Annotated in this window: 12 protein-coding genes and 1 tRNA gene; 4 read left to right on the forward strand and 9 right to left on the reverse strand. The window is 61.4% G+C overall.

All coding sequences use genetic code 11. The features are described from left to right. Positions 1 to 41 precede the first annotated feature (41 nt). The 9 genes from hisD to DRW39_RS15845 form a co-directional block, all read right to left on the reverse strand. Complete coding sequence (gene hisD / locus DRW39_RS15805) at positions 42 to 1,322, reverse strand: histidinol dehydrogenase (protein WP_116108033.1); 1,281 nt, start codon at positions 1,320 to 1,322, stop codon at positions 42 to 44. Beyond that, the gene (hisG, locus tag DRW39_RS15810; protein WP_116108034.1) at positions 1,322 to 2,185 is read right to left on the reverse strand and encodes an ATP phosphoribosyltransferase; all 864 of its coding nucleotides are present in this window, start codon (positions 2,183 to 2,185) and stop codon (positions 1,322 to 1,324) included. Before hisG ends, hisD begins: the two co-directional genes overlap by 1 nt. A gap of 154 nt (positions 2,186 to 2,339) precedes the next feature. Then, positions 2,340 to 2,412, reverse strand: a tRNA-Phe gene (locus DRW39_RS15815). 102 nt (positions 2,413 to 2,514) lie between these two features. Beyond that, complete coding sequence (locus DRW39_RS15820; protein ID WP_116108035.1) at positions 2,515 to 3,090, reverse strand: DinB family protein; 576 nt, start codon at positions 3,088 to 3,090, stop codon at positions 2,515 to 2,517. A 52-nt stretch (positions 3,091 to 3,142) separates the two neighbouring features. Then, complete coding sequence (locus tag DRW39_RS15825) at positions 3,143 to 3,685, reverse strand: Crp/Fnr family transcriptional regulator (protein WP_116108036.1); 543 nt, start codon at positions 3,683 to 3,685, stop codon at positions 3,143 to 3,145. Positions 3,686 to 3,688: 3 nt separating this feature from the next. Further along, positions 3,689 to 4,678 (reverse strand): ThuA domain-containing protein, encoded by a 990-nt coding sequence (locus DRW39_RS15830; RefSeq protein ID WP_116108037.1) that lies wholly within the window; start codon positions 4,676 to 4,678, stop codon positions 3,689 to 3,691. 9 nt (positions 4,679 to 4,687) lie between these two features. Then, positions 4,688 to 7,822, reverse strand: coding sequence for a PVC-type heme-binding CxxCH protein (locus tag DRW39_RS15835; RefSeq protein ID WP_198664912.1), 3,135 nt, complete (start codon positions 7,820 to 7,822; stop codon positions 4,688 to 4,690). 34 nt (positions 7,823 to 7,856) lie between these two features. After that, entirely contained in the window at positions 7,857 to 8,711 is an 855-nt protein-coding gene (locus DRW39_RS15840; protein ID WP_116108039.1) for a hypothetical protein, read from the reverse strand. Between the two features lie 32 nt (positions 8,712 to 8,743). Beyond that, positions 8,744 to 9,763 (reverse strand): carboxypeptidase-like regulatory domain-containing protein, encoded by a 1,020-nt coding sequence (locus tag DRW39_RS15845; RefSeq protein ID WP_116108040.1) that lies wholly within the window; start codon positions 9,761 to 9,763, stop codon positions 8,744 to 8,746. Between the two features lie 152 nt (positions 9,764 to 9,915). On the opposite strand from DRW39_RS15845, the gene DRW39_RS15850 reads away from it, so the two are divergent. The 4 genes from DRW39_RS15850 to DRW39_RS15865 all read left to right on the forward strand — a co-directional run bounded on the left by DRW39_RS15850 (position 9,916) and on the right by DRW39_RS15865 (position 12,756). After that, on the forward strand, positions 9,916 to 10,176 hold the full coding sequence (locus tag DRW39_RS15850) for a hypothetical protein (protein WP_116108041.1): 261 nt from the start codon (positions 9,916 to 9,918) through the stop codon (positions 10,174 to 10,176). Continuing rightward, positions 10,176 to 11,696 (forward strand): ArnT family glycosyltransferase, encoded by a 1,521-nt coding sequence (locus DRW39_RS15855; RefSeq protein WP_157976161.1) that lies wholly within the window; start codon positions 10,176 to 10,178, stop codon positions 11,694 to 11,696. Before DRW39_RS15850 ends, DRW39_RS15855 begins: the two co-directional genes overlap by 1 nt. 94 nt (positions 11,697 to 11,790) lie before the next feature. Next, on the forward strand, positions 11,791 to 12,081 hold the full coding sequence (locus DRW39_RS15860) for a hypothetical protein (RefSeq protein WP_116108043.1): 291 nt from the start codon (positions 11,791 to 11,793) through the stop codon (positions 12,079 to 12,081). Positions 12,082 to 12,258: 177 nt separating this feature from the next. Beyond that, positions 12,259 to 12,756, forward strand: coding sequence for a hypothetical protein (locus DRW39_RS15865; protein ID WP_116108044.1), 498 nt, complete (start codon positions 12,259 to 12,261; stop codon positions 12,754 to 12,756). The last annotated feature ends 72 nt before the right edge of the window (positions 12,757 to 12,828 follow it).

Genomic DNA, 12,828 nt, shown 5'->3' on the forward strand with positions numbered 1-12,828 from the left:
GCCGGCTGTTCCCCGGGAACTCGGTCCGGGCCGGCGGCTAATTACAAATCGTTTAATCGCAAACTTACCGCGTTCCGGTGAGCGTGCAGCTGTTCGGCTTCGGCCATGCACTCGACCGTGGGGCCGATGTTGCGCAGCCCCTCGGGCGATAATTCCTGGAAGGTGATCTTTTTGACGAAGCTGTCCAGGCTCACGCCGCTGTACTGCCGCGCGTAGCCGTAAGTCGGAAGGGTATGGTTCGTCCCGCTGGCGTAGTCGCCCACGCTTTCCGGTGTATGGTAGCCCAGGAAGACCGAGCCGGCGTTGCTGATCTTACCGGCGAAGTCCCGGGCGTTCTCCATGCTCAGAATGAGGTGCTCCGGGGCATAGGCATCGACGAAGTCAGCCGCGTCGTTCCAGTCCGGGAATACGAGCGTGAAGCTATTTTCGATACTCTCGGAAGCCAGCGCTTCCCGGGGCAGTTCCGCCAGTTGCCGGAGCACTTCCGCTTTGACGGAGGCTGCCTTCTCCGGGGTATCGGTCAGCAGTACCACTTGGCTATCGTGGCCGTGCTCGGCCTGACTGAGCAGGTCGGCGGCGACGTGAGTGTCTTTGGCCCCCGCGTCCGCGCACACCAGCACTTCACTCGGCCCGGCCGGCATATCGATAGCCAGTCCTTCCATGGAGGCCAGTTGCTTGGCTACGGTAACGTAGGCGTTCCCCGGGCCGAAGATCTTGTACATCTTCGGCACCGTATCCGTTCCGTAGGTCATGGCCGCGATCGCCTGGGACCCTCCGATGCGGAAGATCTTGGTCACGCCGCAGAGGTCCGCCGTATACAGGATAGCGGGGTGGATCGCCCCTTCCTTATTTGGGGGAGAGCACAGCACGATCTCCTTGCACCCTGCAATGGCGGCGGGAACGGCCAGCATCAGCACGGTGCTGAACAGGGGAGCGGTGCCGCCGGGAATGTAGAGCCCGACGCGGTCGATACCCCGACTTTCGCGCCAGCAGCGTACGCCCGGCATCGTTTCTACTTCCTCCGGGGCCGTTTGCTGGCTGCGGTGAAAGGTCTCGATGTTTCGTTTCGCGGTCTGGATGGCTTCCCGCAGCTCGCCGGGCACCTGATCGCCGGCCGCGGCGATCGCTTCCGGACTTACCGCGAAGTCGTCGAGATCCACCCCATCGAAGCGGGCGGTGTAATCGCGCAGGGCGGCATCTCCGTTGTCACGGACGGTATTCATCACCATGCGGACCGTCTGCTCCAGGTTGCTCAGGTCGTTCGCGGGGCGCTGGCAAAGTGTATTCCAGGATTCGCGATCGGGGTTTTGGTGTATGCGCATCAGAGGATCATTTTAGCAATGGGAACGATCAGGATGCCCTCGGCACCGGCCTCCCGGAGGCGATCGATAATATCCCAAAAGCGGTCTTCGCTAATCACGGTATGTACGCTCGACCATCCTTCCTCCGCCAACGGCAGCACGGTAGGGGAGCGCATGCCCGGCAGCATTTTGGTCACTTCTTCGATGCTGTCGTTGGGGACATTCATCAGCAGGTATTTCTGGTTGCGGGCGGCCAGCACGGACTTCACGCGAAAAACGAGCTTATCCAGGATCTCCCGGCGGGCGTCGTCGATGCGGGGGCTCGCGGCGATGACGGCTTCCGACTGCAGAATGATGTCCTGCTCCTCCAGGCCGTTCTTGAAAAGCGTGCTGCCCGTCGATACCAGGTCGCAGATCGCGTCCGCCAGGCCGATATTCGGGGCGATCTCCACCGATCCGCTGATTTCGTGGATCTCGGCGTCGATGTTCTTTTTGTCCAAAAAATCCTGCAGGCTATTGGGGTAGCTGGTGGCGATCCGACGACCGCTAAGGTATTCCGGACCAGGGTAGTCGGTCCCGCGGGGCGTAGCCAGACTGAGGCGGCACTTACTGAAGCCCAGTTTCAGGACCACTTCGGCGTCCTTCCGCTTCTCGATGAGGGTATTCTCCCCGATGATGCCGATGTCCGCCACGCCGTCCTGGATGTACTGCGGGATGTCGCTGTTGCGCAGATAGAGCACCTCGGCGTTGAAGTTGCGGGCGGGAGCCTTCAGCTGGTCGCGGCCGTTATCGATCTTGATGCCGCACTCCTTCAGCAGTTGGATGGATTCATCGAGCAGGCGACCGGATTTCTGAACGGCAATACGTAAGGGGGGTGTGGACATTTCGGTAATGGATAAAATGCAAAGAGGCCCGCCGGATATTCCGACGGACCTCTGAGCAATACGTTTGTGGAGGAGAAAGTTTATCGCACCAAACTATCGCTCGCCGACGGGGCAAGGAAGAATCGGGTGATGATGGTGTACTCCAAGAATCATGTGGTGTGGGGCGGAATCGAACCGCCGACACATGGATTTTCAGTCCATTGCTCTACCAACTGAGCTACCGCACCTTTTTGCCATTCCCCGGGCGTTCCCGGCTTAAGCGGATGCAAAGGTAGGCATAAGCTTGGAAATCTTGCAAGCGGATGGTAGAAAATCTTCCCCCATCCGCATTAAACCGCCACGGCCCCCGCCACCGGGACCCCCGCCGCGCGGCACGCCTGCTCCAGGTGGCGCCAGTCGTGGTGGACCAGCAACCGCAGGGTATCGCCCAGCCGCAGGCGGAGGATCCACGCCAGGGGAGAGCGGATCTTCACCCGGTTCAGGTCCACCTCGCGGGCCCGGTCGATGAAGGCCCGCAGTTGCCGCTCGTCCGCCAGAAAGCGGTCCAGAACGGACCGGTCGAGCGTTGCTCCCGCCGGGTTCATCTTTTTTAAAGTGGGTACCGGTCTGGTGCCAGGTACCGGCTTCATACTGGCCGCCATTTTGTTTCCCACCCAGCTGCTGGTGAAGCTCGCTACGGCCGGCTTGTCCCCGGCGACCTCCAGTGCGGCGTGGATTCGGTCGTGGTAGGGGGCGTTCAGGCGATTGAGGTGTTCCAGGCATTCCAGCGCGTTCCAGTTTCCGGCGGCGGGCCGTTCGCGCAATCGATCGGTTGAAAGTTGGGCCAGGGTACGGGCCAGCAGCAGGTTTTCTTCGACCCGCGCGGCGAGGCGGTCCAGGAGTTCGGGGGCTGATCTTGCTTTCATGTTGACAAAATTAGGCGGTACGCGTCGCCCCAATCTTGATCGAACGCAAGATTTAGCCCGCGTCCTTTTTGATGCGCGATAGGGTTTCCGGCGTCATCCGCAGGTAGTTGGCGATGTATTTGGCCGGTACCTCCTGGAAGAGCCGCGGACTGCGGGCCAGCACCCGCCGGTACCGATCCTCCGGACTTGGGGTGAGCAGGTCGATCTCCCGCTCCAGCAGGCCCTGGATCAGCCACTCCATCGATTGTTCCCACGCCCGTCGTCGCTCCGGGTCGGCCTGCATGAAGGCCCGGTAGTCGCTGTAGTTGGCGATTTCCAGTTCGCTTTTCCGCAACGCCTTGATGCCAAAGCAGGAAGCCCCCCCACCAATATGCGTGTCGATGGCCGCCACCACATCGCCCGCGTAACCGAAGCGCATACACTGCTCCTCCCCGTCGATGATCGCGGTGGCCACCAGGGTGCCGCTTAGCACGAAGTAGATATCGCGGTCGCGGTGGCCGTGCAGCATCAGATATTCGCCGCGTTTCAGCGTCAGCCGGCGGTTCCACAGGCCGGCTTCGTCAAGCAATTGGTATAGGGGCGTAAAGGATGCCATCGGCTACCGGCTCTCGGGGCGTAGCCCGATCTTGTATTTATCGCCGAAGCCGGAGTTGTTCGGATCGTACGGGCCGGCGAAGTCCGCATCGACCCCGTCCGCCGGTATGGAGTCCTCCCGACCCAGGGCCCAGTAAATTCCGTTCAGCGCCAGTTTCCGCATGCTTGCCTCTTTAAAGTCGAAGGGGTGACCGAGGGTGGTGAAGAATACCCGGGCCGGGTCGCCGCTTTTGCCGGTGTAGGTCTTGGTCCAGGCAACGGGATTATCGAGGGGGTATTCGTCCAGCCGCCCGGCCTCCTCGTGATTGGATCGCAGGCTGTGGCCCATCAGGAGGGGCTTGCTGTCGCCGGCTAGCTGCCAGTCGCCGCCGTCCACGTGGTAGAGCCAGGAGTAGGCTTCGAAGGGTTTGACGCCATTGAGAATAGGGCTATTCGCTCGGTCTTGGACCAGGCTCACCTCCGTCAGTCGCCCGTGGCCGTCCTCGAAGTGGCCGTGGTGGGTGATCCACTGCTGGCCGAATACCTCCGTAGGCCATTCGTCGTTCAGGTGCATCAACGCGCTGTCCTGCTGCTCGGTATAGCGGAAGGCATGGGTGGCCGTCCGGAAGCCCACCATCGGACGGCCGCTCTCCGCGTAGTCGGTGATCTTCGCGGCCATCTCCGCCGGCGGCTGGCGGAAGCGGGTGAACACCACCATCAGGTCGGCATCCGCCAGTTCGTCGAGGCGGCTGATGTGGTAGACGTTGTTCGGATCGATGACCCCGCTGCTATCCAGGCTGTACCCGACCACCGTTTCGGCGTCGAGTTCGCGCTCCAGGATGGCCGCCAGCATCGGCATCGATTCCTCGGAGCGGTACTCCTCGTCGCCCGTGACGAACACGATCTTGGGCCGGTCCGCGGGCGCTTCCTCCGTCACGGCGGATTCTTTTTGCGGCGGAGCGCAGGTAGAAAGCAGCACCAACAACAGGAAAGCCGGAAAGAACAATTGATTCATAGTTATGCCTTACTTCTTCACTTTTTCCGGAAAGGGGTGCTCCTCCAGCAATTCGCCGGCCCGGTACATTTGGTCGCGGCCGGCGGTAACGGCGCGCACCTGGTCTACTTCCTCCGGCGTCACCATGCTTGCCTCGTTGCCGAAGGCGCTCCGCACGTAGGTCAGCACCGCGGCCATTTCCTCGTTGGTCATCAGGCCGCCGTAGGCCGTCATCGGTACCTGGCCGTTGTACCGCTTGCCGTTCACCTCCAGCGGACCGTACAGCCCGTGCATCACCAGTTTGATGAGGCGTTCCTTGTCGCCGGTCACCCAGGGCGATCCCGCGAGGGGCGGATAACCGGTGGCATCGAGCCCGCGGCCGTCCTGCTGGTGGCAGGTTTCACAGTAGGATTCCCGGGCGAAGATCTCTTCGCCCAGTGCGTAGGCCTTCGCCAAAGGCCCCTCGGGTTCATTTGACACCGCGGCAGCGGGCGGTACGTAGGCCTGTCCGTTCATCTGGGCGCGGGCGTTGAGCAATACTTCCCGGTCAAAGGATGCCAGCTCGCCCGCTTCGGCGGCGGCCAGCACCATCTCACCCTGGTCGGGAGGCAGCCAGCTCGCCGCTACGATCGCTTCCATGCGTACGCGGGGGTGGGCGTCACCGGCAAAAGCGGTTAGCCGGTCAGCGGCATCTTCCAGTTGGTAACCCAGGTAGCGGACCACGCGCGCGGCCGCGGCCCGGAGGCGATAGTCCTCCGCCTGGCTCGCTGCGTCCAGTATGGATTGGTCGATTCGGTTGGCTCCCCAGGTCACGAAGAGGGCTTCCCGTAAAAGATGCTCGTACTGATCGGCCTGCTCATTTTGGTCAGCTATCCACCTGCGCACCGCCGCCATTACTTCTTCGGTATCGCGGTTACGGAGTACGCGCCGGCTGCGGTAGCGGGTCCGGTATTCGGGGAGCTCCAGGTTGTCCAGCAGTTGCTCGATGGACGCGTCGGCTACCGGGACCGCTTCGACCAATGGTCGCTCGGGATAGGTGATGCGGTAGATGCGGCCGTGGACGTGGTCGCGCAGGGGGTCGCGGGCGTTGTGCTGCATGTGCCCCACGAGGACGTTGTGCCAATCTACCAGGTAGAGGCTGCCGTCGGGCGCGAATTCCATATCGACAGGCCGGAAGTTCGGGTCGGTGCTGGTCACCAGGTCCTGCCGCCAGCGGGTGTCGAAGCCGGTGCCCTTGTCGAACAGCCGGTGCTGTTTGGTGCCGAGAAAGCCGATGGTGTTGTTGATGAGCAGGTCGCCCTGCATCTCGTCGGGGAAGTGGCGGCTGCTCACGATCTCCAGGCCGGAGGTGGGGCGGACGCGGTGGGCCTCCTCGATCAGGTCGTCGGCCATAGGGGCCTGCACGCCGTAGACCGGCTGTATGGTGGAGGGCAGCATCCAGCGTACCTGGGTGCCGCTGGTGTGGGCGAAAATGGGCTGCCCCCAGGCGTCGAAGATGATGCCCCAGGGGTTCGGGATCGGGATCTGGGCGGTGCGCTCCAGCCGGCCGCGGACGGGATTGTAACGGTAGAAGCCGCCGTTGGTGCCCCGCACCGGGCCGTAGGGCGTCTCGACGTTGGTGTGCAGGAAGATGCCCTCGCCCATGTAGATGCCGCCGCCGGGGTCGGCCTCGTAGGCGCTGATGTTGTGGTGGGTATCGTGGTCGTCGAAGCCGCTCAGGACGATCTCCCGGCGGTCGGCGCGATCGTCGCCGTCGGTATCCTGCAGGAACATGAGGTTCGTCCCCTGGGAAACGTACACGCCGCCGTTGGCGAATTCGAAACCAACGGGCAGGTGGAGACTGTCGGCCCATACCTTCAATTCGTCGGCCTTGCCGTCCCCGTCCGTATCCTCCAGGATGATGAGTTTGTCATTAGGAAGTTCGTCGCCGGGTTTATAGTGGGGGTAGCTGGGCATGAGGCTGACCCACAGCCGGCCGCGGTCGTCCCAGTTCATCTGGCAGGGGTTGGCCAGTTCGGGGAACTCTCGCTCGGAGGCGAACAGCTCGATCTCGAAGCCGGGGGCGGTGGTGAAGGTGGCCAGGGCTTCCTCGCCGTAGAGGTATTCGACGGAGTCCGCCGGCTCCACGGCGTAGTTGGTCTGCACCGCGGGCAGGGTACGAGTACGGGCGTCTGCGGCGGTAAGGTCGTAGGCGTTACCGCGCAGATGGGCGAAGATGGTTGTATCCCGGTTAGCGGTCATTTGCCGCACCTTCTCCTTTTCGTAGGGGTAGTTGTCCGGTCCGTAGGGGTCGTAGCGCCGGCCGTAGGCGTGGACGCCGTTGGGCATTTTGAAGTCGAGGAGCCAGAAGCGGTTTTTCTCGTTGACGCGGGCTAGTAGTTCGGGGTCGTCCGATGGCTGCGTCGTGCCGAACAGCTTTTCGGCCAGGTGATCGGCGAGCCGGCGGTAGCCCACGTCGGTGAGGGAAATGCCGTCCGAGGTCAGGCGGTCGCCGGAGGCCATCCAGTCGAGCGAGGGCGCGTACAGGTCGACGAAGGGAACGCCATTGTCCTCGGCGATGTCGGCCATGATGCCGGCGTAGCGTTCCAGCCGCTCGTTTTCTTGCCGGCCGTCGGGCAGTCCGAATGCGGAGGCGTCCTCGTAGGCCGGCGGGCCGACCAGGACCAGGCGGGGAGGGCTCTCTTCGTTGTACAGCTGCCGCTGGGAGTGACGCAGAAAGCTGTCCAGTTCCAGCGCGAAGTTGGTTTCTCCGGCGCGGCCCGCGTAGCTTTCGTTGAGGCCGAAGAAGGTGATCACCACGTCGGCGTCGAGGGTGTCTAGCCACTCGTCCTCGGTGGGAAAGAAGCCCTGGCTGCCCGTCGGGCGATTGACGTCGGGGTTGAACGCCTCGGCGCCGGGGAAGGCCCAGGGCTCGGCGCGGCTGGCGTGGGGGCGGAAGCCGGGGGTGTTCCCCGGGTCGCACATATTCCGGACCGTGAGGTTGGCGTCGGGGTATTGCTGGTACATGGCCGACTCGAAGTGCCCGAAGTAGGCCATGCGGCTGCAGAGGTTGTTGCCGATGAGGACGACTCTGTCGCCGGGTTGGAGCGGGAGTAATCCCTCCCTTTCTTCCGCGGAACACGAGAGGAGCAGGAGGAGTCCGAGGAGGGCAGGGTAGTAGCGCACGATCGATATCTAGTCGACCGAATATACAAAGCCGTTAATCGTCTTCTCCTAACCGCAGTAGCTTGATGCGGCTGATCATCATATCGATCCCGAGTGTGAGCGTCTGGATGAGGTCGCTGTCTTCCCGGTAGTCGGCGTCCTCGAGGTTGTGGACGCGGCGGCCGCGGCTCATTTTTTTATAGTTTTCCCACGAATCCCCCTCGGGGTTAATGGCCACTGCTACGCCCCCGCCGCTCTCCACGACCTGGAAGGCCGACATGTCGCTGCTGCCGTCACCCACGTAGATTACCTGGGCCATGGGCACGTAGTTGTTGTTGGGGTCGTGGTCGATGTAGGTGTTCTCCAGTTCGCTGGCCTTGTCGAGGTCGAGGCCTTCCACCAGCTGCTTGATGTAGTGCACCTTATCGACGTGGCTGATGACCCGGCGCGCGCTCAGGATGCGGCCGTCGTGGTCGAACTCCAGTTCCCCGCCGTACACCCGGTCGAACTGCTCGCCGATTATGGAACTTTCAGGAATGGTCTTGAAGCCGGCAGTGAGCAGGACGAACTCCAGTCGTACGTCCTCATCCCGGTCGGCGGCGTAGTCTTTCAGGCAGTCCACGAGTTTATCCGCACCGGGAAAGAGGGGAAATTCCCGCCCGAAATCCTCCATGGACCGCCGGGTGATGGGACTGTCTTCCCGGTGGGAATATTCCCGCAGCAGGTCGGCCTTGGCCAGGGGGTACTGCCAGATGTCCTGCTGCCGCTGCTCCAGGCGGGCGGCGAAGTCGTCGTAGGGCAGGCCGAGGTGTTTAAAGTAGGTTTCGGTGGTGCTCGGACCGAGGGTGTCGTCAAAGTCGAAGATGAGCACGATACGTTCGCGCAATATGCGGGTAGCGGAAGTGGACATATTTACTATACGCCCCTACGTGTATATCGTGTTCACTGGTGCAGGACGATCTGGCTGGTGACTTTACCGTCCTGGTCGGTCATCCGCAGGATGTAGTGGCCGGGGATGAGGCTGGTGTCGCCCAAGGGAAGCTCGATCCGCGCCCGTCCGGCTTCGTGGGGCTGGGGTTGCCATTTGCGGATCATCTGCCCGTTCACGTGCCACAGCTGGGCGGAAAGGGCGCCGGCCGCTTCGGCGGGAAACTGGACGTTGAGGCGATCGGTGAAGGGGTTGGGGGAGACGGTGATGACGGGAGGGGTTTTTTCCTGGACGATGACCGTATCGCGCTGGGAAAAGGCAAAAAAGGCGGTGTCGGGTTCTGAATAGTCGACGTAGCATGCGCCAACTATGATTATTTCTCCCGCCAGTATCTGATCCGACATTTCTAGTATGAACGTTTTTTGCTCCTCGAACCCGGAGTCGTCCCGGTCTATAAGGTAGACAAGCTCTTCGTACCCTGTATAACTTAGCCTTAAAACCTGACCGGCCTTCACCGTCAGCTCAAACTTGCCATCGAGATCGGTCACCGTCCCGGTAGTGGTTCCCTGGATCAGCACCGTAACCCCGATCAGCGGCTCTCCATTTTCATCAAGTATCTGTCCGCGGAATTCCCCCTTCATTCGTGCCTCCCGTTTCGTGTCCCCGTTGATGATCTCGCTCATTGCCGCGTAGGAAGGTTCCGGCTCCGTAACCGGGGCATCATCTGCCGTTTGGGCACCCACCCCCGCGCTCAGCAGCAGCCCCGCCCCGGCCGCCGCCGCCCGCCAGCCGGTAGACGGCTTCACGTACGCGCGTACCGGCCGGTCCAGCTGGTCGCGGCGGAAACGACCGCACAAATTATTCCCGGCCACGGCCAGGTACTGGTGGATCTCCCGGTCGGTCATCCAGCTGAAGTCGGTGACCGCCTTGTCGCAGCTCGCGCAGTGGCGTCGGTTGTGGCCCACGGGTGTCATGCGGTTCCAGTCTTCGTGGCAGGGTTCGGGGATGGAGATTCGGAGGGGAGTGTAGGCCATGTCGTGCGTGCTTTGTCAGGTAGATGCACCGATTGGATGGATTGCACACGGGGCATGGATTTTTTCCGTCGACTATTCGCCGAAGTTTATCGGGAAAACTTACCGGCACCTCCGTATCGACCGATGTTGTACCCGATCAAACTTCCTTCACCATGGGCTTCGGCGGATCGGCCAGTGCGGCCAATGCAGCAATCAAACGGAATGCGGCCATGCGGAAAAATCGCTCCTTCCTGGGTGCGGTGAAACGAAAATGGACGTCCAACGCCGGATTTGACAGACAGGCCCGGCCCGCCGTACAGAAGAAATTCCGGGACCAGCTGGAGCTGGAGATGGCTGCGGACCGCCGCTGGCAAATCGTTACGTGGGGGCTTATTTTGATCGGACTGTATACCACCATCGTGTACTTCCTTTGATGCAACAAGCAAAGCACTTCCCCTCGATCTGGGTTACCGCCTTCACCCTGCTGGCTATTGTCCTGCACCTCTACGCGGCCACCTCACTTTCGTACCACCGCGACGAGCTCCTCTACTTCGCGCTGGGCTATCATCCCGATTGGGGATATCCCTCCGTGCCGCCGGTGATCGGCTGGTTGGCCGGGCTGGTGCGCATTACGCTGGGCACCAGTGTCTTTGCCGTGAAGTTTTTGCCGGCCGTGCTGAGCGGCGTCTTCGTCTGGCTGATCGCCGCTATCGTAAAGGAAATGCGGGGCGGCACCTTCGCGACCGTACTGGCATGTGCTACCGCGGTATTCATGCCGGTTAGTCTGCGGACGTTTCACCTATTCCAGCCGGTGCACCTGGATTTAATCTGGTGGACGGTACTCACCCTGCTCCTGCTGCGCTACCTGAACACCGCGCGTAGTCGGTACCTGCTATACCTCGGCGTAGTGGTCGGGGTAGCCCTGTTGACGAAATATCTGGTACTGCTGTGGGTGGGCGGCCTACTGCTGGGCCTCCTCATCTTCCGACCCACCATTTTTCGGGAGCGTCACTTGTATTACGGGGCTGGAATAGCCCTCCTGATATGGGTACCCAATCTGCTCTGGCAGGTCACCCACGATTGGGCAGCGGTCGGACATTTGCAGGCCCTAAGCCGCCAGCAGTTGGTCAACGTAAATCGAATGAATATCCTGACCGACCAGCTGACGATGGCTTTCGCGGGGTCCTTGCTGCTCGTGCCCGGCCTGTTTCAACTGCTCCGGCGGTACAGGGTACTGGCCACCGCGGTGTGCTTCACCTTCGCCGTCCTCTTGCTGCTGCGCGGAAAGAGCTACTACGCCATGGGCACCTTTCCGGCCCTCATCACCGCCGGTGCCGTGCTGTGGGAGAAGTGGCTGGGACCCACTGGCTGGCGATACGTCCTCCCGGTGGCGATGGTTGTCCTGACCGTCCCCATTTTGCCGCTGGGCCTGCCGGTCATCGGGGAGGCCGCGCTGGTCACCTACTTTCAAGACCTGGAGCGGGATTACGGTATCGTTCCCGGCCGCCGGTGGGAGGACGGTAAAATCCATCCCCTGCCCCAGGATTACGCCGACCAGCTGGGTTGGACGGAACTGCAACAAGCCCTGGTAGCCGCTTACGCGCAGGAGCCGAGTCCGGAGACCACGGCACTTTACTGCGAAAACTACGGTCAGGCCGGCGCAGCCCTTATGGTCAAGGGGCACCAAGGCGTCCCGGAACCGATCTCCTTCAGCGATGCCTTTAACTATTGGGTGCCGGATTCGCTTTCGGAGCCCTTTACGGCCTTCTACTACATCAACGACGAACCGGCCTCCGATCTCGACGACTGGTTTGGCCAGGTCGAGGTGGTCGGCGCCATCGATAAGCCGGAAGCCCGGGAGTACGGCACCCGGATCTATCGTTACAGCGAACCGCTACGGCCCTTCCAGGAATTCTGGACCGCGCGGCTGGCCGATGACCCTTCGCCCTACTGACGGGTCATTCGTCGATCTTCGCATCCTGCCCATCGAAGAAGGTTACCACCCCCGACACCCGCCTTTACCTTGCGGAGGATCAATTGCCAGCCCAATGTGCACAGCTGAACTTTACACCACTACGGCAGGGTCGCTTTTTGAAAACCTGCTACCCGAGGAATGGAGAAACGTCGATTTCAACCGTCCCCCCGCCACCACCGACCACGCAGATACCGAACGGGAAACGGAGGAAGCAGACCGGATGCAACGTGCCTATCAGAAGCATTACCAGCGGGAAGCGCGCGACAGTCGGCGCACGGTGATCTGGGCCACTATTTTGAGCATCGGTCTGGCAATAAGTACCGCCTTAGTGCTTTATAGACTGCTCATCATCGGAACGATATGATGAAGTTTATTCGGTTCGTCGCCGTCAGTCTTATTCTCTTTTTTGCCGGACAATCCATTCACGCCCAACGGGATGATTTGGTGGTAGCGGTGCGCTATCTCTTTTAAACCAAAATTTCTGGACGGAACAGGTAACGTGACGGATAGTGGTGGCATAAAGGGGTATACCACATACACTATGAATCACATCCGCTTCACACTCATCTTTTTGTTTATTACCGCATTTGCCGCACTTTCCGCGCAGGATTTTAAGTCCGCCGTCGGGGTTCGCCTGGGTTATCCGTTTTCCGTCAGCTACAAAACCTTCATCTCCGAATCCAGCGCGCTGGAGGGCTACGTCGGCTTCCGGGGGTACAGCGGCGTGGCCAACTGGATCAGCGTCAACGGGGCCTACCAGATCCACAAGGACATCGAAGACCTGGAGGGGCTGCAATGGTATTACGGCGGCGGCGTCGGTGCCCAGTTTTGGAGCTACGACTGGGAAGCCTCCGGCAGCACCACCTTCAGCGTTTCCGGCTACCTCGGCGTACAGTACACCTTCGGTGAGGCGCCGGTGACGGCCAGCATCGATTGGGTGCCCACCTTTTTCATCGGAAGTTCCTCCTACGGCGGCTTTAATTCCTTCGGTGGAGGCTACGGAGCACTGGCCGTACGCTACGTATTGGGTCGCCCGTAATTGGGGTAAAGGACAGACACCGACTATGCGGTGCGTAGACTATCCGTTACCTTGCCGGCTGATTGCCCATAG

This window comes from Lewinella sp. IMCC34191 (assembly GCF_003390935.1).
Lineage (GTDB): Bacteria > Bacteroidota > Bacteroidia > Chitinophagales > Saprospiraceae > Neolewinella.